The sequence below is a fragment of the Pseudomonas maumuensis genome, assembly GCF_019139675.1.
GTDB classification, from domain to species: domain Bacteria; phylum Pseudomonadota; class Gammaproteobacteria; order Pseudomonadales; family Pseudomonadaceae; genus Aquipseudomonas; species Aquipseudomonas maumuensis.
Map to the genome: position 1 here is coordinate 5,510,756 of NZ_CP077077.1, position 21,811 is coordinate 5,532,566.

19 protein-coding genes and 1 pseudogene are annotated in these 21,811 nt (G+C 64.6%); 7 read left to right on the top strand and 13 right to left on the bottom strand.

Annotated elements, in window-relative coordinates; all coding sequences use genetic code 11:
* Positions 1–103 precede the first annotated feature (103 nt).
* Together rho and trxA are read right to left on the bottom strand one after the other, a co-directional pair.
* Positions 104–1,363 (bottom strand): transcription termination factor Rho, encoded by a 1,260-nt coding sequence (gene rho / locus KSS90_RS24505; protein WP_011536308.1) that lies wholly within the window; start codon positions 1,361–1,363, stop codon positions 104–106.
* Positions 1,364–1,673: 310 nt separating this feature from the next.
* Complete coding sequence (gene trxA, locus KSS90_RS24510; RefSeq protein WP_217867619.1) at positions 1,674–2,003, bottom strand: thioredoxin TrxA; 330 nt, start codon at positions 2,001–2,003, stop codon at positions 1,674–1,676.
* 244 nt (positions 2,004–2,247) lie between these two features.
* Between trxA and ppx the strand changes: the two genes are divergently transcribed.
* Positions 2,248–3,750, top strand: a complete 1,503-nt coding sequence (gene ppx / locus KSS90_RS24515; protein WP_217867620.1) for an exopolyphosphatase — start codon at positions 2,248–2,250, stop codon at positions 3,748–3,750.
* Here ppx and ppk1 read toward each other — a convergent pair.
* On the bottom strand, positions 3,737–5,917 hold the full coding sequence (ppk1, locus tag KSS90_RS24520) for a polyphosphate kinase 1 (RefSeq protein WP_217869854.1): 2,181 nt from the start codon (positions 5,915–5,917) through the stop codon (positions 3,737–3,739). The genes ppx and ppk1 overlap by 14 nt on opposite strands.
* Positions 5,918–5,996: 79 nt before the next feature.
* Entirely contained in the window at positions 5,997–7,007 is a 1,011-nt protein-coding gene (gene hemB, locus KSS90_RS24525; protein WP_217867621.1) for a porphobilinogen synthase, read from the bottom strand.
* 208 nt (positions 7,008–7,215) lie between these two features.
* Here hemB and KSS90_RS24530 point away from each other — a divergent pair, with 208 nt between their 5' ends.
* Complete coding sequence (locus KSS90_RS24530) at positions 7,216–7,860, top strand: DedA family protein (protein ID WP_082120495.1); 645 nt, start codon at positions 7,216–7,218, stop codon at positions 7,858–7,860.
* A 501-nt stretch (positions 7,861–8,361) separates the two neighbouring features.
* Here KSS90_RS24530 and KSS90_RS25640 read toward each other — a convergent pair.
* Positions 8,362–8,988 (bottom strand): annotated as a pseudogene (locus KSS90_RS25640) (sterol desaturase family protein); the annotation flags it as partial.
* 113 nt (positions 8,989–9,101) lie between these two features.
* Between KSS90_RS25640 and elbB the strand changes: the two are divergent.
* Positions 9,102–9,767, top strand: a complete 666-nt coding sequence (gene elbB, locus KSS90_RS24540; protein ID WP_217867622.1) for an isoprenoid biosynthesis glyoxalase ElbB — start codon at positions 9,102–9,104, stop codon at positions 9,765–9,767.
* A 12-nt stretch (positions 9,768–9,779) separates the two neighbouring features.
* Here elbB and KSS90_RS24545 read toward each other — a convergent pair whose 3' ends face one another.
* Both KSS90_RS24545 and KSS90_RS24550 read right to left on the bottom strand, forming a co-directional pair.
* Entirely contained in the window at positions 9,780–10,232 is a 453-nt protein-coding gene (locus tag KSS90_RS24545; protein ID WP_023630873.1) for a YaiI/YqxD family protein, read from the bottom strand.
* A gap of 135 nt (positions 10,233–10,367) precedes the next feature.
* Positions 10,368–12,311: a cytochrome c/FTR1 family iron permease gene (locus KSS90_RS24550; RefSeq protein ID WP_217867623.1), complete on the bottom strand. Its 1,944-nt coding sequence runs from the start codon at positions 12,309–12,311 to the stop codon at positions 10,368–10,370.
* A 289-nt stretch (positions 12,312–12,600) separates the two neighbouring features.
* Here KSS90_RS24550 and KSS90_RS24555 point away from each other — a divergent pair, with 289 nt between their 5' ends.
* The 4 genes from KSS90_RS24555 to KSS90_RS24570 are packed head-to-tail and all read left to right on the top strand — an operon-like array spanning position 12,601 to position 15,731.
* Complete coding sequence (locus KSS90_RS24555; protein WP_217867624.1) at positions 12,601–13,992, top strand: COG3014 family protein; 1,392 nt, start codon at positions 12,601–12,603, stop codon at positions 13,990–13,992.
* A 14-nt stretch (positions 13,993–14,006) separates the two neighbouring features.
* Positions 14,007–14,375, top strand: a complete 369-nt coding sequence (locus KSS90_RS24560) for a YcfL family putative periplasmic lipoprotein (protein WP_217867625.1) — start codon at positions 14,007–14,009, stop codon at positions 14,373–14,375.
* Positions 14,376–14,396: 21 nt separating this feature from the next.
* Positions 14,397–14,984 (top strand): penicillin-binding protein activator LpoB, encoded by a 588-nt coding sequence (gene lpoB / locus KSS90_RS24565; RefSeq protein WP_028689243.1) that lies wholly within the window; start codon positions 14,397–14,399, stop codon positions 14,982–14,984.
* A gap of 3 nt (positions 14,985–14,987) precedes the next feature.
* Positions 14,988–15,731, top strand: coding sequence for a penicillin-binding protein activator LpoB (locus KSS90_RS24570; protein WP_217867626.1), 744 nt, complete (start codon positions 14,988–14,990; stop codon positions 15,729–15,731).
* A 299-nt stretch (positions 15,732–16,030) separates the two neighbouring features.
* Here KSS90_RS24570 and KSS90_RS24575 read toward each other — a convergent pair whose 3' ends face one another.
* The 6 genes from KSS90_RS24575 to KSS90_RS24600 form a co-directional block, all read right to left on the bottom strand.
* Entirely contained in the window at positions 16,031–16,486 is a 456-nt protein-coding gene (locus KSS90_RS24575) for an REP-associated tyrosine transposase (RefSeq protein ID WP_217867627.1), read from the bottom strand.
* 292 nt (positions 16,487–16,778) lie between these two features.
* Entirely contained in the window at positions 16,779–18,197 is a 1,419-nt protein-coding gene (locus KSS90_RS24580) for an efflux transporter outer membrane subunit (protein WP_217867628.1), read from the bottom strand.
* Positions 18,194–19,069, bottom strand: a complete 876-nt coding sequence (locus KSS90_RS24585) for an efflux RND transporter periplasmic adaptor subunit (RefSeq protein WP_094011623.1) — start codon at positions 19,067–19,069, stop codon at positions 18,194–18,196. Before KSS90_RS24585 ends, KSS90_RS24580 begins: the two co-directional genes overlap by 4 nt.
* Positions 19,066–19,278, bottom strand: coding sequence for a DUF1656 domain-containing protein (locus KSS90_RS24590; RefSeq protein ID WP_011531590.1), 213 nt, complete (start codon positions 19,276–19,278; stop codon positions 19,066–19,068). Before KSS90_RS24590 ends, KSS90_RS24585 begins: the two co-directional genes overlap by 4 nt.
* A complete protein-coding gene (locus KSS90_RS24595; RefSeq protein ID WP_217867629.1) occupies positions 19,275–21,362 on the bottom strand; it encodes an FUSC family protein in 2,088 nt (695 codons plus the stop codon). The genes KSS90_RS24590 and KSS90_RS24595 overlap by 4 nt, the downstream gene beginning before the upstream one ends.
* Complete coding sequence (locus KSS90_RS24600) at positions 21,359–21,796, bottom strand: MarR family winged helix-turn-helix transcriptional regulator (protein ID WP_110700120.1); 438 nt, start codon at positions 21,794–21,796, stop codon at positions 21,359–21,361. The genes KSS90_RS24595 and KSS90_RS24600 overlap by 4 nt, the downstream gene beginning before the upstream one ends.
* Positions 21,797–21,811: the final 15 nt, after the last annotated feature.

The window sequence follows — 21,811 nt, forward strand, 5'->3', positions numbered from 1 at the left end:
TCGCCGGCAAGCCGGCTCCCACAAGGTCAGTGTGAGCCCTGTGGGAGCCGGCTTGCCGGCGATGGGCTGCAAAGCAGCCCCAATCAGTTCCAGTCTGAAACGCTTACTTGCGCTTCATCGACAGGAAGAACTCATCGTTGGTCTTGGTCTGCTTGAGCTTGTCGACCAAGAACTCGATGGCGGCGATCTCGTCCATCGGGTGCAGCAGCTTGCGCAGGATCCACATGCGCTGCAGTTCGTCGTCGGCGGTCAGCAGCTCTTCGCGGCGGGTACCGGACTTGTTGATGTTGATGGCCGGGAACACACGCTTCTCGGCGATGCGGCGGTCCAGGGGCAGTTCCATGTTGCCGGTACCCTTGAACTCTTCGTAGATCACTTCGTCCATCTTCGAGCCGGTTTCGACCAGCGCGGTGGCGATGATGGTCAGCGAACCGCCTTCCTCGATGTTACGGGCGGCACCGAAGAAGCGCTTCGGCTTCTCCAAGGCATGGGCATCGACACCACCGGTCAGCACCTTGCCGGAGCTTGGGATCACGGTGTTGTAGGCACGCGCCAGACGGGTGATGGAGTCGAGCAGGATGACCACGTCTTTCTTGTGCTCGACCAGGCGCTTGGCCTTCTCGATGACCATCTCGGCAACCTGCACGTGGCGGGTCGGCGGCTCGTCGAAGGTCGAGGCGACCACTTCGCCGCGCACGGTGCGCTGCATCTCGGTCACTTCTTCCGGGCGCTCGTCGATCAGCAGGACGATCAGGTGGCACTCGGGGTTGTTGCGGGTGATGTTGGCCGCGATGTTCTGCAGCATGATCGTCTTACCGGCTTTCGGCGGTGCGACGATCAGGCCACGCTGGCCTTTGCCGATCGGGGCGCACAGGTCGATCACGCGACCGGTGAGGTCTTCGGTGGAGCCGTTACCGGCTTCCATCTTCAGGCGCTTGTTGGGGAACAGCGGCGTCAGGTTTTCGAAGAGGATCTTGTTCTTCGCGTTTTCCGGACGGTCGAAGTTGATGGTGTCGACCTTCAGCAGCGCGAAGTAACGCTCGCCTTCCTTCGGTGGACGGATCTTGCCGACGATGGTGTCGCCGGTGCGCAGGTTGAAGCGACGGATCTGGCTGGGCGAAACGTAGATGTCGTCAGGGCCGGCCAGGTAAGAGGCATCCGCCGAACGCAGGAAACCGAAACCATCCTGGAGAATCTCCAGCACGCCGTCACCCGAGATCTCTTCGCCGCTTTTCGCATGCTTTTTCAGCAGGGCGAAAATCACGTCCTGTTTGCGCGAACGGGCCATGTTTTCGATGCCCATCTGTTCGGCCATTTCCAAAAGATCGGTAATCGGCTTTTGCTTGAGTTCTGTCAGGTTCATAAGGGGAGTGACGTAATCATGTAAGGAAGGGAAAAATTAAGCAGTTGGCTTAATGAGGCCGCGCCGCTAGATGGCGACAGGATCGCGTACTGATTCGAATTAGGGATGCTTCGGCGACGGCGTGCAGAGGGCACTGGAGAAGCAGTGCGAGGCCGAATGTAACACTTGCTTTTTTCGACGTCTAGTGGTTTTGGCCAGTGTTTTATGGGGCTATCCGAGTGGATGGCCGCAAGGCCGGGGCTCGCCAGCCCTCAGGGAAACCACCTACAACAGATAAAGAAAAGCCCCGCATTTGCGGGGCTTCTTCACATCACAGGCTGGCGTCGAGGAACGCTTTGAGCTGCGACTTGGACAACGCGCCGACCTTGGTGGCCTCGACGTTGCCGTTCTTGAACAGCATCAGCGTCGGAATGCCACGCACGCCGTGCTTGGCCGGGGTCTCGGCATTTTCATCGATGTTCAACTTGGCGATGGTCACCTTGCCTTGATATTCCGAAGCGATGTCGTCCAGTACCGGCGCGATCATCTTGCATGGGCCGCACCATTCAGCCCAGTAGTCGACCAGCACCGCGCCTTCAGCCTTGAGTACGTCGGCTTCGAAGCTGGCGTCGGTGACATGTTTGATAAGATCGCTGCTCATGGATATCTCCAGGTCGTAAGCACAAAAAAACGTTGCCCATCATAGCCGCACCCAGGCGCGACAGGAAGCCACAGACGATTGAGTGTAACTATAGTTGTGCAAGACGCCACGAATCGAAACTGTCATGTCACGGTCATAACATTGCTATGACATTGCCATGCATCAAGCCTTGCCGTGCCGCTCGTTGGCGTATGGCCGCGATCGTGGCACGATTGCCGGGTTAACGACCGAGAACCTCCAAACCATGCCGCATACCACCGCGAAGAACCTGTCTCTGATCGCCGCCATCGACCTGGGCTCCAACAGCTTCCACATGGTCGTGGCCAAGGCCCATCACACGGAAATCCGCATCCTCGAAAGGCTTGGAGAAAAGGTTCAGCTCGCCGCCGGCATCGACGAGGAGCGCAAGCTCAGCGAAGAAGCCATGCAGCGCGGCCTGGAATGCCTAAAGCGCTTCGCCCAGCTGATCAACGGCATGCCCCAGGGCTCGGTGCGCATCGTCGGCACCAACGCCCTGCGCGAAGCACGCAATCGTAACGAATTCATCCTGCGCGCCGAGGCCATCCTCGGCCACCCGGTCGAGGTCATTTCTGGCCGCGAAGAAGCGCGCCTGATCTACCTGGGCGTGTCCCACACCCTGGCCGACACCCCGGGCAAGCGCCTGGTCGCCGACATCGGCGGCGGCAGCACCGAGTTCATCATCGGCCAACGTTTCGAGCCGCTGCTGCGCGAAAGCCTACAGATGGGCTGCGTAAGCTTCACCCAGCGCTACTTCCGCGACGGCAAGATCACCCCGGCGCGCTATGCCCAGGCCTACACCGCCGCGCGCCTGGAGCTGATGAGCATCGAGAACGCCCTGCATCGCCTGACCTGGGACGAGGCCATCGGCTCGTCCGGGACCATCCGCGCCATTGGCGCCGCCATCAAGTCCGGCGGTCTGGGTAATGGCGAGGTCAACGCCGAGGGCCTGGCCTGGGTCAAGCGTAAGCTGTTCAAGCTGGGCGAAACCGACAAGATCGACTTCGAAGGGGTCAAGCCCGATCGCCGCACCATCTTCCCGGCGGGCCTGGCCATCCTCGAGGCGATCTTCGATGCGCTGGAGCTGCAGCGGATGGAGCACTGCGACGGTGCCCTGCGCGAAGGTGTGTTGTTCGACCTGCTGGGCCGCCACCATCACGAGGATGTGCGCGAGCGCACCCTGAACTCGCTGATGGAACGCTACCACGTCGACCAGGGCCAGGCCGCTCGAGTCGAGCGCAAAGCACTGCACGCCTTCGACCAAGTGGCCAAGGCATGGGATCTTGAACAGGGCAACTGGCGCGATCTGCTAGGCTGGGCAGCGAAAGTGCATGAGGTGGGCCTGGACATCGCTCATTATCACTACCACAAGCACGGCGCCTACCTGATCGAGCACTCCGACCTTTCCGGCTTCTCCCGCGAGGACCAGCAGATGATGGCCCTGCTGGTGCGCGGCCATCGACGCAACATTCCCAAGGACAAGTTCGCCGAACTGGGCGATGAAGGCGTCAAGCTGCTGCGCCTATGCGTACTGCTGCGCTTCGCCATCCTCTTCCACCATATCCGTGGCACCCAGCAGATGCCGAAAGTGGTGCTTCAGGCCGGCGACAACAGCCTCGAAGTGGTCTTCCCTGGAAACTGGCTGGAAGAAAACCAGCTGACCCAGGCCGACTTCGCCAACGAGGCGGAGTGGCTGGCCCGGGTCGGCTTCGTTCTCAGCGTACGTTGAGGACCGGGTTGCTCAGGCGCTCCAGCAGGGTCGCCTGGGCACTGCGCGGGTTCTGGTTGCCGGTCGGCGTGCTGCGCACGTAGCGCCCGTCCGGTTGCAGGGTCCAGGCCTGGGTGTTGTCGGTCAGGTACCCCTCCAACTCCTTCTTGACCCGTAGCAACAGCTTCTTGCCCTCCACCGGGAAGCAGGTCTCGACGCGCTTGTCGAGGTTGCGCTCCATCCAGTCGGCACTGGACAGGTAGATCTGCTCCTCGCCGCCGTTGAGGAAGTAGAACACCCGGGTGTGCTCGAGGAAGCGGCCGATGATCGAGCGCACGTGGATGTTGTGCGACACCCCCGGGATGCCCGGACGCAGGCAGCACATGCCGCGCACCACCAGGTCGATGCGCACGCCCGACTGGCTGGCCTTGTACAGCGCCTTGATGATCTTGGCGTCGGTCAGCGAGTTGAACTTGGCGATGATGTGCGCAGGCTTGCCCTCCAGGGCGAACTGGGTCTCCCGGGCGATCATGTCGAGCATGCCCTTCTTCAGGGTGAAGGGCGCGTGCAGCAGCTTCTTCATGCGCAGGGTCTTGCCCATGCCGATCAGCTGGCTGAACAGCTTGCCGACGTCCTCGGTGAGGGCGTCGTCGGAGGTCAGCAGGCTGTAGTCGGTGTACAGGCGGGCGTTGCCGGCGTGGTAGTTGCCGGTGCCCAGGTGCGCGTAACGGACGATCTCGCCCTGCTCGCGGCGCAGGATCAGCATCATCTTGGCGTGGGTCTTGAAGCCCACCACCCCGTAGATCACCACCGCGCCGGCAGCCTGCAGGCGGCTGGCCATCTGCAGGTTGGACTCTTCGTCGAAGCGTGCGCGCAATTCGATCACTGCCGTGACCTCCTTGCCGTTACGCGCCGCGTCCACCAGGGCGTCGACGATCTCCGAGTTGGCACCCGAGCGATAGAGCGTCTGGCGCACGGCAAGCACATGCGGGTCCTTGGCGGCCTGACGCAGCAGGTCGATCACCGGGGTGAACGATTCGAATGGGTGCATCAGCAGGATGTCCTGCTTGCCGATCACACTGAAGATGTTGTCGGCATTGACCAGCAGTTTGGGGATCGCCGGGGTGAACGGCGTGTACTGCAGCTCCGGGTGGCTGTCGAGCCCGGTGATGCTGAACAGGCGGGTCAGGTTGACCGGGCCGTTGACCTGGTACAGCTCGCTCTCGCTCAGGCTGAACTGTTTGAGCAGATAGTCGGAGAGGTGTTTCGGGCAGGTATCGGCTACCTCGAGGCGCACGGCATCGCCGTAGCGGCGCGAGAACAACTCGCCGCGCAGGGCACGGGCCAGGTCGTCGACCTCTTCCGAGTCCAGCGCCAGGTCGGCGTTACGGGTCAGGCGGAACTGATAGCAGCCCTTGACCTTCATGCCCTGGAACAGGTCATCGGCATGGGCATGGATCATCGACGACAGGAACACATAGTTGTCGCCAGGCCCGCCCACGTCTTCCGGCACTCGGATCACCCGCGGCAGCAGGCGCGGCGCCGGGATGATCGCCAGGCCCGAATCGCGGCCGAAGGCGTCGACACCCTCGAGCTCGACGATGAAGTTCAGGCTCTTGTTCACCAGCAGCGGGAACGGGTGGGTCGGGTCGAGGCCGATCGGGGTGATGATCGGCGCGATCTCGTCGCGGAAAAAGCGCCGGACCCAGGTCTTGAGCTTGGGTGTCCAGTAACGGCGACGGATGAAACGAATGGCGTGTTTTTCCAGCTCCGGCAGCAGCACGTCGTTGAGGATCGCGTACTGGCGATCCACTTCGAGGTGCACCAGCTCGCTGATCCGCGCCAGCGCCTGGTGCGGCTGCAGGCCGTCGGCGCCGGCCTGTTCGCGGGCGAAGTTGATCTGCTTCTTAAGCCCCGCCACGCGGATCTCGAAGAACTCGTCGAGGTTGCTAGAGAAGATCAACAGGAACTTCAGGCGCTCGAGCAGCGGGTAGGATTCGTCCAGCGCCTGTTCCAGCACGCGGATGTTGAACTGCAGCTGCGAGAGCTCGCGATGAATGTACAGGCTGCTGTCGTCCAGGCTCGGCACGGCGATCGCCGGGGCCGGCGCAGGCGCAGGTGCCGGGGCTGCTTCGACGACCGGTTCCGGCTCTACTACCGCCGGCAGGTCGGGTGGGGTCTGCACCATTTCTTCGGGCACGGCCTGGGCATCCTTGATCTCGACAGGGGTTAGCACTTCATTATTCATCTGACGTTCCTGGAGGGCGTTACTGCCCTCTCATCAATTGAGCGGCACGCACGGCGAAATAGGTCAGGATGCCATCAGCGCCTGCCCGTTTGAAAGCGGTGAGGGATTCGAGGATCACGGCTTCGCTGAGCCAGCCGTTCTGGATGGCAGCCATGTGCATGGCGTACTCGCCGCTGACCTGATAGACGAAGGTCGGCACCTTGAACTCGGTCTTCACGCGGTGAACGATGTCCAGGTACGGCATGCCCGGCTTGACCATGACCATGTCGGCACCTTCGGCGAGGTCGGTGGCCACTTCGTGCAGGGCCTCATCGCTGTTGGCCGGGTCCATCTGGTAGGAGGCCTTGTTGGCCTTGCCCAGATTCAGCGCCGAGCCGACCGCGTCGCGGAACGGGCCATAGTAGGCACTGGCGTACTTGGCCGAGTAGGCCATGATGCGCACGTTGACGTGGCCGGCCACTTCCAGGGCTTCGCGGATCGCGCCGAGGCGGCCGTCCATCATGTCTGACGGCGCGACCACCTGGGCACCAGCCTCGGCATGGGACAGCGCCTGACGCACCAGCGCGTCGACGGTGATGTCGTTCTGCACGTAGCCTTCCTCGTCGAGGATGCCGTCCTGACCGTGGGTGGTGAACGGGTCGAGGGCCACGTCGGTGATCACCCCCAGTTCCGGGAAGCGGGCACGCAGGGCGCGGGTGGCGCGCTGGGCGATGCCGTCCGGGTTCCAGGCTTCGGCGCCATCGAGGGATTTCTTTTCGGTCGGGGTCACCGGGAACAGCGCCAGCGCCGGAATGCCCAGCTCTACCCAACCCTGCGCGGCTTCCAGCAGCAGGTCGATCGACAGGCGCTCGACGCCCGGCATGGACGGCACTTCTTCGCGGCGGCCCTCGCCGTCCAGTACGAATACCGGAAGAATCAGGTCATCGACAGTCAGGGTGTTTTCGCGAACCAGGCGACGGGAGAATTCGTCCCGGCGGTTGCGACGCAGACGGGTGGCAGGAAACAGACGATTGGCGGGGGTAAAGCTCACGGCAGACTCCTGAGCCCGCGCAGGCGGGCGAGCGCGACAGTTATAAGCGGCCATTATGACGCCTGTGTGACACCCGAGGGCAACCCTGCGACTTGTGGCCGCAGTCATTGTCCTTGTAGGAAATGTTCACGTCGAGACACATTTGGACACTTTCCCGATCGCGCCCGAAGGGGTAGGCTGCGCGTTCATTTCGCCAGCACGCCAGAAAATGCTTCAACAATTCCTGAACGATTTCGGCTACTTTGCCCTTTTTCTCGGCACGTTCTTCGAAGGCGAGACCATCCTTGTGCTCGCAGGGTTTCTTGCATTCCGCGAATACATGGACATCAAGCTGGTAGTGCTGGTGGCATTCTGCGGCAGCTATGCCGGTGACCAGCTGTGGTACTTCATGGGGCGCCGCCACGGGCGCAAGATTCTCGCCCGAAAGCCGCGCTGGCAGGCCATGGGCGACCGCGCGCTGGAGCATATCCGCCGCCATCCGGATATCTGGGTGCTGAGCTTCCGCTTCGTCTACGGCCTGCGCACGGTGATGCCGGTGGCCATCGGCCTGTCCGGCTACCCACCACGCCGCTACCTGCTGCTCAATGGCATCGGTGCCGCGGTCTGGGCTCTGGCCCTGGGCCTGGCCGCCTATCACTTCGGCGCCATCCTCGAAGGCATGCTGGGCAGCATCAAGAAATACGAACTATGGGTGCTCGGTGGCCTGCTGGTGCTGGGCCTCGCGCTCTGGCTGCGCCGGCGCTTTCGCAACAGCCGCGCCGAGCGGCGCGCGGCGGCAGAGGGCCAGGCCGCCGAGGCTGAGCAGGCTGTAACCCAGGAGCAGCAGCCAGAACAGGGGCGTGACCGGCACTAAGCCCAGCGCGCCGGCCAGGTACAGCGCTGGCGCATTCGACAGCAGGCGCGCCAGCTCCAGGCGCGCTGCCCAAGGCCGGTCCTCCAACGCCACGCCCAGCACGAACAGCCCGAACGCCATTACCGTCCAGCCCAATGCCAGGGCCGCGGGCATCACCTGTTCGGCCACGTCCATCAGATAACTGCCCACCGCCACGTAGACCGCGAACTGCGCCGTGACGTACAGCTGCTGTGCAGCGCCCAGCGGGATCGCGAACTTGCGAAACGCGGCAAGATCCTGCTTGGCCTGTGGATAAGCGGCGGCCACGTCCGCCGGCCGCCAGCCAGTGGGCATGAACCAGATACGCAGCTTGTCCCACCAACGGGCCGTTCGCCGGGCGTCGTCCCACAGCTGGGCGTAGAACTGCACGTTGGCCCACAGCGGGTTCCAGCTCGCCAAAGGCGTGGTCACGCCGAAGATCACCGGCTCGTGCTCGTCCTCTTCCTGAAAGGTGCCGAACAGCCGGTCCCAGATTATGAACACGCCGCCGTAGTTGCGATCCAAGTACAGAGGATTCTGCGCATGGTGGACGCGATGGTTGGACGGCGTGATGAAAATCCATTCGAGCCAGCCCAGCTTGGGCACATGGCGAGTGTGTACCCAGAACTGGTAGAGCAGGTTCAGCGAGGCCACGGTGATGAACACCAGGGGCGGCACGCCCAGCAACGCCAGCGGCAGGTAGAAGATCCAGGAAAACAGAAAACCGCTGCTGGTCTGGCGCAAGGCGGTTGTGAGGTTGTACTCCTCGCTCTGGTGATGCACCGAGTGCGCGGCCCACAACACGTTGCGCTCGTGGCCCAGGCGGTGCAGCCAGTAATAGCAGAGGTCGTAGAGCACGAAGGCGACCACCCACACCCACCAGGCATCCGCCGGCAGCCGCAACCAGGCCAGGTGCTCCCAGGCCACGGCATAGGTGACCAGCCCTATCCCTTTGGTCAACAGCCCGGTGCTGGTGGACAGCGCACCGGTGCTCAGGCTGTTGATCGAGTCGGCAAGCTGGTAGTTGCGCCGCCCGCGCACGCGGTCGGCGATCAGCTCCACCGCGATCAGCACGAAGAAGAACGGCACGGCCAGCAGAATCAGGTCCATGAACGGCCACCTCCAAGGTTGTCCACGAAGATTAGGCCTGCACTGGGGCAAATCCCATGGCTACATCTGCCAAACTAGAGGACATTTAGCGCCTCGACACTGGAGTATTGAGCATGACGAAAAAAGTTGCGGTGATTCTGTCCGGTTGCGGCGTATACGACGGCGCCGAAATCCACGAGAGCGTGATCACCCTGCTGCGCCTCGATCAGCGTGGCGCCCAGGTGCAGTGCTTCGCGCCGAACATCGCGCAGATGCATGTGATCGACCACCTGACCGGAGAACAGATGCCGGAATCGCGCAATGTGCTGGTGGAGTCGGCGCGCATTGCCCGTGGTGAGGTGAAGGACATTCGCGAAGCCAAGGTCGAGGACTTCGACGCCCTGATCGTGCCGGGAGGCTTCGGCGCGGCGAAGAACCTGTCGAACTTTGCCGTCGAAGGCGCCAACTGCACCGTGCAACCGGACGTGCTGGCGCTGGCCGAGGCCTTTGCCGACGCCTGCAAGCCGGTCGGGCTGATCTGCATCTCGCCGGCCCTGGCGGCGAAGATCTATGGGCCGGGCGTGGTCTGCACCATCGGCACTGACGCCGGCACCAGCGCGGCGGTGGTGAAGATGGGCGGCACCCATGAAGAGTGCGATGTGCATGACATCGTCGAAGATACCCAGCGCAAGCTGGTGACTACCCCGGCGTACATGCTGGCCAAGTCGATCAGCGAGGCGGCGGGTGGCATCTACAAGCTGGTGGACCGGGTGCTGGAGCTGACCCACGAAAACGACTGATTCCTACGGCCCCTAGCGTTTGGAAAGCCGTCCAAGAATCCGGTCCAGGGCATTGGCGAACGCCTGCTTCTCGCGTTCGCCATAAGGTGCCTGCCCGCCACCCACCTGCCCCTGCTCGCGCAGTTCGGTGAACAGGTTGCGTACCGCCAGGCGCTCGCCCATGTTGCGCTCATCGAACTCGCGGCCACGTGGGTCCAGCGCGGCCACGCCTTTCTTGATCAGGCGGTCGGCCAGCGGCACGTCGCTGCAGATCACCAGCTCGCCGGGCTCGGCGTTGTCCACCAGGTAGTCGTCGGCCGCGTCCATGCCGCTGGGCACCACGATAAGCCGCACGCAGGCGAAGGCTGGCTTGATCTGTGGCTGGCCGGCCACCATCACCACCTCCAGCTTGCGCTTGAGGGCGAACTTGACGATCAGGTCCTTGGCCGCCTTGGGGCAGGCGTCGGCATCGATCCATACACGCATGGGATTAATCCTGTACTCCGGGCAGTGGCGTCGTGGGAACGGGTTTGCCCCGCGATAGCGCCTGAACAGGTGGACATTATGCCAGCCTCATCGCAGGGCGGGGCGACGGCGAACCGCCCCTTCCCCTGCACGGACTCAGCTGGCCGCCGCCCGGCGCTTCTCGGCCAAGCGGCTGCGTCCATAGAGGAACACGATAGCCAGCAACGCCACCGCCTGCGCGCTCAGTGAGTAGAGATCGGCATGGATCCCCAGCCAGTCGAATTCGAAGAACGCCACCGGCCGCGTACCCAGCACGCCAGCCTCCTGCAGCGCCTTGACGCCATGCCCGGCGAACACCACCGACAACGCGCAGAGCAAAGCCGCGTTGATGCTGAAGAACAGCGACAGCGGCAGCTTGGCCGAGCCGCGCAGGATCACCCAGGCCAGGCCCACCAGCAGCACCAGCGCCGTGGCACCGCCTGCCAGAACCGCCTGGTGGCCAGCCGGCCCGGCCTGCAGCCACAGGGTCTCGTAGAACAGGATCACCTCGAACAGCTCGCGGTACACCGAGAAGAACGCCAGCACGGCAAAGCCGAAGCGCCCGCCGCCACTGACCAGGCTGCTCTTGATGTAGTCCTGCCAGGCGGCGGCGTGGCGGCGGTCGTGCATCCACACGCCGAGCCACAGCACCATCACCGCGGCGAACAAGGCCGTACAGCCTTCGAGCAGCTCACGCTGCGCGCCACCGACGTCGATCACGTAGGCCGCCAGGGCCCAGGTAGCGAAGCCGGCGACCAGCGCCAGGGCCCAGCCAACGTTGACGCTGCGCACCGCCGACTGCTGGCCGGTGTTGCGCAGGAAAGCGAGGATCGCCGCCAGCACCAGGATCGCCTCCAGGCCCTCGCGCAGCAGGATCAGCAGGCCGGAGATGTAGCTCAACGACCAGCTCAGGCCATCGCTGCCCAGCAGCTTCGAGGCCTGTTCGAGCTTGACCTTGGCTTCGCCCAGGCGCTGTTCGGCCTGGGCCACCGGCAGGCCGTCCTGCAGCGACTGCCGGTAGGCCATCAGCGACTTCTCGGTGTCCTTGCGGGCCTGGGTGTCGATGTTGTCGAGCGAGCTTTCCACCAGCTCGAAGCCTTCCAGGTAGGCCGCCACCGACAAGTCGTAGGCCTGGTCGTGGTCACCGGCGCGATAGGCCGCCAGGCTCTTGTCCAAAGTGCTGGAGGTGTACTCGAGCAGTTGCGCCGGACCACGCTTGACCTGCGGCGGTTGCGCCCGCTGGGCGCGGAACGCGGCCACGGCATTTGCGCCTTCGTTGGCGGCGACCTCGGCCGGAGTCTGTCGGGCCAGGTCGGCGAGGTTCCAGGTCTTGTCGCTCTTTGCCGCCTGCGGATCGGCGGTGAAGCTGGCGATATAGGCCGCCACGTCCCAGCGCTGGCGCTCGTCGAGCTGGTCGGCGAACGAGGGCATCTCGGTGCCCTCGATGCCCAGCCCGAGGGTGTTGTACAGGTCGAACAGGCTGAGCTGGTCGAGGCGCGCAGCATCGCGCAGGTTGGCCGGCGCAGGCTCCAGGCCGACGCCGGCCGGGCCATCGCCCAGCCCGGTATCGCCGTGGCAGATCGAGCAATTCTGGGCATACAACGATGCGCCACGGGCCGGGTCCGGGGTGATCACCGGCGCCTGGCTGACCTCGTAGGCCACCGCCAGGCGTGCGCCCAGCTGGCGGGCCTGGCGGGCAACGCCGGCACCGTCCTGACGCTGGTCGATGGCCTGGCGCAGGCTCTGGACACCCTGCTCCAGCGCGCCGCGTTCGGCATGCTCGGGCAGCCCCTTGACCAGCTCAGCCAGCACGCCGCTGAACTCCTGCTGCTCACGGTACTCGCCGTCGTCCACCACCTTGCCGTCGCGCACTGTCGGCGGGTAGTCGGCACCGATGTAGTCCAGCAGGTGCAACGCCTTGGTCGCCTCGGCCGGTGCTTCGGCCAGCGTCGGGGTGCTGCACAGCGCCAGCATTGGGCCAAGCAACAGGGCAGGCAGCCAGGCAAGCAGACGGGAACGGGAAATCATGGCCAATCTCGACGGGAATACGAAAGAGAACATTGTTCACTTCCACTCTCCCCCGCTCAAGGCTCACCGGCAGATTTCATGAAAAATCTTGCGACAAATTGACCGGTCGACAGCCTGGAAAGCGCTTTTCCGACTGATGGCACGCCTGCAGAAAATGCGAAGCAATTCGCCATCACGTGGCTATTACTTTGGGTATAATCCCGCGCCGCCGTAATAGCCATCAGCAATCAAGGCGCCTCCATCGAGAGGTTCTGGCGATAAAACAGAGGGATCTGCCGCCCCCGCCCATGCGGCCAACCGTTTCAGGGAAAGAAGAAGTCCGATGGTATCCCGCGCCCTCACCCTGGCGACCCTGGTCGCCGCCGTGCAGCTTACCGGCTGCTCGGTGTTCCGCAGCTACGACAGCGAACTGCAGGAGACCAACAAGCAGTTGGCCGCCGGTAATGTCGACGCCGCCCTCGCCCTGCTGGAAAGCAACAACAAGGGCGACAAGAAAGACCTGCTCTACTACTTCGAAAAAGGCGAGCTGCTGCGCTCCAAGGGCGACCTCAAGGGCAGTCAGGACGCCTGGCGCTCGGCCGACAGCGTAGTGTTCCAGTGGGAAGAGTCGGTCAAGCTCGACACCGACAAGTACCTGAGCCAGTTCGGCAGCTACCTGGTCAACGACAAGGTGCGCCGCTACGAAGGCTACGACTACGAAAAAGTCATGCTGACCACGCAGATGGCCCTGAACCTGCTGGCGCAGAACGATTTCGACGGTGCCCGCACCGAGATCAAGAAGACCCACGAGCGCGAAGCGATCATCGCCGAGCTGCGCGACAAGGAATACCTCAAGCGCGAGGAAGAGGCCGAGAAGGAAGGCATCAAGACCGAATACAAGGACCTGCAGGGTTACCCGGTCGCCAGCCTCGACGCCCCTGAGGTGGTCGGTCTGAAGAACAGCTACCAGAGCGCGTTCAGCCATTACCTGTCCGGTTATGTCTACGAGGCCCTCGGCGAGAAAGGCCTGGCCGCGCCGGGCTACCGCAAGGCCGCCGAGCTACGCCCGAACACGCCGCTGCTGGACCAGGCGCTGCTCGAACTGGACAAGAACAGCGCCAAGGCCGGCGAAAGCGACGTGCTGATCGTGGTGCAGACCGGTTTGGCCCCGGCCCGCGATTCGATCCGCATCCCGTTGCCACTGCCGATCCAGGACAACCTGGTGATCACCCCGCTGTCGTTCCCGATCATCAAGGAAGACACCTCCACCGCGCACCTGAGCGAGATCCAGCTCAACGACAAGGCCCTGGCCCTGACCGCGCTCAACAGCACCACCGCCATGTCGCGCCGCGCCCTGCGCGACGACATGCCGGGCATCATCCTGCGCACCAGCGTGCGCGCCATCAGCCGTGGCGTGGCGCAGAAAAACCTGAACAAGACCAACCCGATGGCCGGGCTGGTGGTGGGCATCGCCTCCACCGTGCTGGAAGGTGCCGATACCCGCACCTGGCGCACCCTGCCCGACGAAACCCAGGTGGCCCGTGTACGCCTCAAGCCGGGCGAACATCACCTGAGCCTGCCGTCGAGCCTCGGCGGCACCCAAGTCACGGTGAAGATCGATCGCCCCTATCAGGTGGTCACCCTGCGCGTGGTCGGTAACCGCGTATTCGCCGGCGGCCCGTCCGTCGAAATCGCCCCGCAGGCCGCAGCCACCGCTGTCGCCAGCCTCAAGTAACCCAAGGATCGAACATGCGCAAAACATGCCTCGCCCTGGCCGCCGTGGCCCTCCTGGCCGGCTGCGCCACCCCACCCCCTGCCCCGGGCAGCGCCGCCAGCAAGGTGGTGACCATGGGCCAGCTGGATGACATCGAAGTCGGCCAGATGCGCGTCGCCCGCGAAAACGGCTACCTCACCGTCAATGTTGCGCTGACCAACACTAGCCGCAGCAACCAGACCCTGTTCTACCGCTTCGCCTGGCTGGGCAGCGACGGTTTCCCGGTGGCCGATGAAGAGAGCTGGAAGGCCCTGCCGCTGTACGGCAAGCAGGCCAAGTTCCTGCCCGCCATCGCCCCGACCCCCGCTGCCCGCGACTTCCGCCTCGAAGTCCACACCCGGTAACCCCTTTCAGGAGCACGTTCCATGTTTGCACGCCTTTCCCTCGCCGCCATCGCCATCGCCCTGGTCAGCGGCTGCAGCACTCCTTCGCCGGTTCTCGGCGGCAAGAACATCAGCTACGGCGACAGCAAGGCCGTCGAGCTGGTGACCAACGAGTTCGGCTCCACCGACCTGCAGATGATCGCCGAGAGCATGACCCGCTCGCTGGCCCAGTCCGGCGTGCTGCACGGCCGCCCGGTGGTGCAGGTGTACGACGTGAAGAACAAGACCAGCGAGTACATCGATACCCGCGAGATCACCACCTCGATCAAGACCCAGCTGATGAAGTCCGGCGCCGCCCGCTTCGCCAGCGACAACACCGACATGCAGAGCCAGGTCGACCAGCTCAAGCTGCAGAACCAGAGCGGCCTGTACAAGAAGAAGACCGTGGCCAAGACCGGCAACATGATCGCCGCCAAGTACCGCCTGGAAGGCTCCATCAGCTCGATCGTCAAGCGCAGCAGCGACTACAAGGACGTGTTCTACAAGTTCAGCCTGCAGCTGATCGACGTGGAAAGCGGCCTGGCCGAGTGGATGGACGAAAAAGAAATCCGCAAGACCACGGAGCGCTGATCGATGCGTGCATGGATGGCAATCATCGGCCTGGCCTGCGCCTTCGGCGTGCAGGCGGCCCCCAAGGTGGCGGTGACCGACCTGGCCTACCAGGCGCAGGTGGAGGAATACATCCACACCATCAACGCCCAGAGCAGCGGCCAGGCCGGCATGTATCACGCCAGCGGCCAGTCGAGCTACAGCGAGTACGAGAGCCTCAACAGCTACATCGAGCAGACCGAACTGCGCAAGTTCGGCGGCGACATCAAGGGTGAGATCCTCAAGACCGGCATGTTCCAGCTGGTCCAGGGCCGCCCCTACACCGCCGACTCGAAGGAAGACGTGTACGACGTGATCCGCCGCATCAAGAACGGCGCGTTCAAGGGTGCCGACTACGTGCTGTTCGGCACCCTATCGGACATCGACTTCCAGCAGGACATCAACTCGCTGGACCACACCGACAGCTACTCGGCGGTGCTGGGCCTGACCGTGGTCGCCGACTTCAGCCTGATCAACACCCGCACCTACGAGATCACCTCGGCGTTCACCGCCATGGGTGAAGGGCAGGACACCAAGCTGGTGAAAAGCCAGGACCGCCGCGTGACGTTGAACCGTCCGCGGGTGGTGCGCGATGTGTCGAAGGCGCTGGGCGAGGATGTGGCGCAGCAACTGGCCGAGCAGTTGGGCGGTTCGGTGCCCGGACAGGCGAAGCAGCCGCGTGGGCGGGACAACCTGCCCCCGGATGAGCCGGCGCGGGTGCTGAACTAAGCCTCCTGAGCCAAACGCAATCCCTGTACTGCAGAGCTGCCCCAAGATCTCTGTACCAAATCAGAATTGCCGGGGCCGCTATGTGGCCCTTTCGCCGCGGTTCGTCGCCACGGCTAGCCGGCTCCCACAGGGATCGGAGCAGCTTTTGTGGGAGCAACTGTCTTGTGTTGCTTGTAATGGCCTCATCGCTGGCAAGCCAGCTCCCACAAGGATGGCGCTTGGCCTGAGGGCGGCGCGGTCGGGGTGGGAGCCGGCTTGCCGGCGATGAGGCCAGCACAGGCAACCATGACAGCTGCCATTCAAAGCCAGATGGCATCCCAATGCGGATAATCGCCGATCCTCTCAACCAAGCCTGCCCGTTTGGGATTCATGACAATGTAGCGCGCAACAGCGCGCACATCTTCCTCACGCCGCAATGCCCGATCATGAAAGCCTTGCTGCCACAGGCGACCGGTGCGCCTCTGATATCCATTGATCATCCGCGTACTGCGCGACTTGACCCTGCGCATCAGCGTTTTCAGATCCACGTCCCCAAGCTCCACAAGCCAGTGAAAATGATCTGGCATCACAACCCAGGCCAGCGAACGGGCGATGCCTTCTTGCTCCACAGTGCGCAACTGCGCAATCAGCAACCGAGCCGATCGCAGATCGACCAGATACGGCACGCGGTTCAAGGTCTTGCTGGTGAGCAGATAAAGCCTGCCTGGTTCGGAGAACCTGCCACGCCTGAGTTGATCGGAATGAGGACTATTCATATGCCTGCTCCTGGTGATGACAGGTCAGGCTAGTTCCCTCAGCGGACGAGGCGTAAATGGAGTGACACGTGATGTTGCTGTGTTGCCTCCATCGCCGGCAAGCCGGCTCCCACCCCGACCGCGCCGCCCTCAGGCCAAGCGCCATCCTTGTGGGAGCTGGCTTGCCAGCGATGAGGCCATTACAAGCAACACAAGACAGTTGCTCCCACAGGGATCTGTGCAGCCTTTGTGGGAGCCGGCTTGTCGTGGCGACGAACCGCGACAAAAGGGCCGCACAGCGGCCCCAGGGATTTCAGGGCCTGGCGCTATTCTTCCAGCCGCCACCCAAGGCCAGGAACACGCCTATCTGCCCCATCGCCACCTGACTGTTGGCCGCCGCCAGCTGTGCCCGTACGTCGGTGTAGGTCCGCGTCGCCTGCAGGTCCGCCAGGAACGACTCACGCCCTACCTGATAGCGCATGTGGGTCTGGTCCGCCGACTCCTTGGCGGAGCGCTCCGCCTCGGCCAGCGCGTCGCGTCGATCCAGCAGTGCGCTGTATTGCGCCAGGCGGGTCTGGGTTTCGCGAATGGCATTCAGTACCACCCCATCGAAATGTGCCAGCGCCGCCTGGGTCGAGGCCTCGGCCATGCGGATGCGCGCGCGGGTGCCGTTGGTGGGGATGTTCCAGCTGATCTGCGGGCCGAAGCCCCAGCGGTTGGTGGCCGGCTCGCCGAGATTGTCGAGGATGCCGATGGTGCCTACCTGGGCGCCGATGCTGATATCCGGGTACAGCGCGCCGGTAGCCACACCGATGGTGGCGGTGGCTGCGGCCAACTGGCGCTCGGCCTGGCGCACATCGGGGCGGCGCTTGAGCAGAGCGGCGCCATCGCCGACCGGAACCAGTTGCGACAGCTGTGGCAGCTCGGCGCAATCGGCGGTGCCGGCAGGCAATTGCTCGACAGGCTTGGCCAGCAACGCGGCCAGCGTGTAGAGGCCCGCCTCGCGCTCGGCCTTGAAGCGCGGCAGCTCGGCGCGCAAGGACTTGAACTGGGTCTGCGAACGAGTGACCTGGCTCTCGTCGCCACGCCCGGCGTCGCGCAGACGCTGGGTCAGTTGCACGCTCTGCTGCTGCAGGTCCAGCGACTCGCGGGCGATGTGGTACTCCTCGTTGGCCGAGCACACCTGGGTATAGGCCTTGACCACATCGGCCACCAGGGTGATACGCGCGGTGTCGGCGGCGGCCTGCACGGCATCGGCATTGGCCTTGGCGGCCTCGGTGCCGCGCTTGAAGGTGCCCCACAGGTCGAACTGGTAGCTGGCGCTGATGATCGCCTCGCCAATGTTGGCCACCGGCACTTTCTCCGGCAGCAGGAACGCTTCGCCGGACTCCTGCAGGCGCTGCGCACCCAGCTTGACGCCACCATTGAAGCCACCCTGCGACTCGGCCACCTCCACCTGGGCGCGGGCCTTGGCGATGTTGGCGGCAGCCACGCGCAGCTCGGTGTTGGCGCCGAGCGCCTCGCGCACCAGCTGGTTGAGCCGTTGATCCTGATACAGCTGCCACCAGTCCTCGGGCACCGGCGCCGAGACCACGCTGTCGGCGTCCTGGCGCAGCGGGCCGTTGAGGTCGCCGCGCTGCACTGCGGCCTCCTTGGGCAGCTCGTAGTCCGGGCCGACCATCATGCAGGCGCCGAGGGACAGGCACAGCCCCGCCAGGATCAGCTGTTTCATGGGCGCTGGCCCTCGACGATCGACACCGTGGCGGTGCGCCCGGCGATCATGCGAAAGTCCGCCGGCACCTCGTCGAAGGTGATGCGTACCGGGATCCGCTGGGCCAGGCGCACCCAACTGAACGCCGGGTTGACGTTGGGCAGCAGGTTGGCGCCGCTGCTGCGGTCGCGGTCCTCGATACCGGCGGACAGGCTCTGCACTCGGCCGCGCAGGCGGGTGGGGTCGCCCATCACACGGATATCCACGGCGTCGCCGATATGGATACCGCCCAGCTTGGTTTCCTCGAAGTAGCCATCGACGTGGTACGAGGCGCTGTCGACCACCGACAACACCGGGCGACCGGCGCTGACGAACTCGTGGGCACGCGGGGCGCGGTCGTTGAGGTAGCCATCCACCGGGCTGCGCACCACCGAACGGTCGAGATTGAGCTGGGCGACATCCACCTGCACCTGGGCCTCGCTCACCGCCGAACGGGCGCGGGCCTCGCGGGACTGGCTCTCTTCCAACTGCTCGGCCGCCACCAGGTTGCCCAGCTTGCGGTTGCGCTGGGCCTCGCGGGAGGCCTGGGCCAGGGTTTCCTGGCGTTCGGCCAGGGTTGCCTTGGCCTGGCGCAGGGCCAGGGTGAAACGGTCCTGGTCGATGGTGAACAGCACGTCACCGCGTTTGATGGTCTGGTTGTCGCGCACCTCGACCTGCTGGATCAGCCCGGAGACATCCGGGGCGATCTGGATCACGTCAGCGCGGATATGACCGTCGCGGGTCCAGGGGGCGAACATGTAGTACACCACCATCTGCCACACGAGCACGGCGGCGAAGGTCACTACCAGCAAGGTCAGGACCACGCGGCCCAGGGTCAGCAAAGGTTTTTTCATGGCAGCATCAGGCTTCGGCAAAAGTGGTCCACCGCGCCAAGCAGCACGGCATACAGGGCAACGTTGAATAGCGCCCGGTGCCAGACCAGGCGGTAGAAATGCAGGCGCACCAGCACTGCGTGTACCCCCAGGTACAACAGGTAGGTGCCAAACATCATCACCAGCAGCGTGGGCAGGAACACCCCGCTGATATCCAGTTCACCAATCACAGGGGTGCTCCGTCGAGGCCCGGGGGCAGTTGCGTTTGTTCGGCGGGCTCGAGCATCACCTCGACACCTGGCAGCAGCGCCAGACGCAAACCGGCCAGGGCGTGCAGCAGGTGGGTGCGGGCATCGCCGCGCTCGTAAAGCTCATCGAGGTTCAGCGCCAGGCGCGCGCGCTCCATGTTGCGCAGCAGTGCCGCCGGGGCATGCAGGCGCTCGCCGGCGCGCAGGCAGGCGGCGTAGTGCGCGCCGACTTCCTCGATCACCGTCTGCAAGCGCTCGCGAGCCTGGGCGCCGGCGCGCGGCATGTACGCCAGTAGGTCGAGCAGGTTCAGGCCCACGCGCAGGTCGCGCAGGGCCACGCCGCTGTCCTGGCCGGTCTGCGACAGGCGAGGCAGGTGCTGCATCAGGCGGTCGAGCATCTGCACGCCAACCTGGCGGTGCTCGGCCAGGGTGGCCGGCACGGTCATCTCGACGATGTCGCGCCAGGCGAAGCGGGTCATGCGCTTGGCCGCCAGCTCCACGCCGAACGGGCGTACCACCAGGGTCCAGATGAAGGCGAACAGCAGCCCCACGGGGCCGGCCAGGTTGGAATTGAGGAAGGTGAAGAAGTCGGCGTCGTAGGCGCCCTGGATGCTGATGAAGGTCGAGGTGTTGACGATGGTCAGCAAGGTGCCGAGGTAGAAACGCGGCTGCACGGTCAGGGTGCCGACGCAGATGAACGGCACTGCGAACGCCAGCACCAGCATGGCGAAGTCGTGCAGGTTGGGCAGCACCAGGAACAGGTACAGGCTGGAGAAGATCACCGACATCAGGGTCCAGAAGAAGAACCGGTAGATCTGCGGCGCCGGGTCGTCCATGGCGGCGAAGAAACTGCACGACACGGCGGCGAGGATCACCGCGCTGGCGCCGTCGTTCCAGCCCAGGCCGATCCACAGGCCGCAGGCGACGACGATGGCGGTGACGGTGGAAAACACCGAGTAGAGCATCAGGCCGCGGTCGAAGAACGGCGTCAGCCGGCCCAGGCGCCAGTGGCGGTAGACCGCGCGCCAGGGCGTGGCGTCGTCCTTGCGCAGGGCGTGCTGCAGGGTGCAGCAGTCCTGCCACAGGTCGGCCCATTCGGTCAGGCGATAGAGGGCGTTGGACAACAGCAGCTCGGCGCGCTGGTCGATGGCGGCAGCGCCGGGCTGTAGGCGATCGATCTGCTCGTGCAGGGCGGTCCAGCGCGCCACCGAGGCGCTGTCGGCAGTGCCCTTGAGCCATTCACGGGCAGCGTCGAGCACCGGCTTCAACTGAGCGAACTGGGCAGGGGCGCGGCCCTCGAGGGCGATCAGGGCGTCGTCCAGGGCATCGATCACCGGCAACAGGTGGATCATCCGGCCACGCAGCTCACGGGCATTTTTCAAGGTGTGCGGGCCGGCGCCTTCGTGGCCGAGCTGCCCGATCATCAACTCCAGCGAGTTGAAGGTGGCGACCATCGCGCCACGCATGCCGCCGACCTTGTCGGCGCCGGCTTCGCGGCCCAGATAGGTATCGCAGTAGCGGATCGCCTCGCCGAACCAGCTGCCAGTGGCGCCGACCACCACGGGCGCCAGCCGGCGCGGCCAGAACACCGCGCCAACCACTGCCGCGCAGACGATCCCAAGGCAAATCTCCTGGGCCCGGGACGAGGCCACGTCGAACACTGCCAGCGGGTTGTCGACCACCGCCAAGGCGATCATCGGCAGGGTGTAGCCGGCCAGCATCAGCACGTAGTTGTTGGCCGTGCGCAGGTTCAGCGAGAGGAACAGCAACGTGCCGGTCCACAGGGCGATGGCGATGCTCAGCAGCAGCGGGGATTGCACCAGCGGCGGCACCAACAGGATCGCCCCGCCAGCACCCAGCAAGGTGCCCAGGGCGCGGTACAGCGCCTTGGAGGTGGTCGGGCCGAGGAATGGGCTGGAGACGATATAGACCGTGGCCATGGCCCAGTAAGGGCGTGGCAATTGCATCAGCAGGGCGATGTACAGGGCGATCATCGACGCCGCGAAGGTGCGCACGCCGTAGAACCAGTCGCGGGCCGGCGGCACCGAGCTGAAGAAGCCATTCATGGCTGCATGCCTGCCTGTTCGAAGGCGTGGATGACCCGCAAGGTGGCCTCCAGGTCGGCCTGGTCGATGCCCCCAAGCACCTCACGACGCAGGCGCACCAGCTCGCCCTCGATGGATTCGGCCAGGGCGCGGCCTTCGACGGTCAGGCTCAGCGCCTTGGCGCGACGGTCCAAAGGATCCTCGCTGCGGCACACCAAGCCAGCCTTGCACAACTGGTCGAGCAGACGCACCAGCGACGGACTTTCCAGGCCGGCCGCCTGGGCCACCGCCACCTGATGCACGCCATCGCCCAGGCGCACGATCATCAGCAAGGGGACCGCGCAGGCCTCGGAAATACCGTAGCCGGTCAGGGCGCCCTGGCACAGGCGGCGCCAGTGACGGGCAGCCACGACCATGCCGCTGCTGATTTTCAGGTGCAGTGCGTCGAGGGACATGTGAGAACCGAGGAT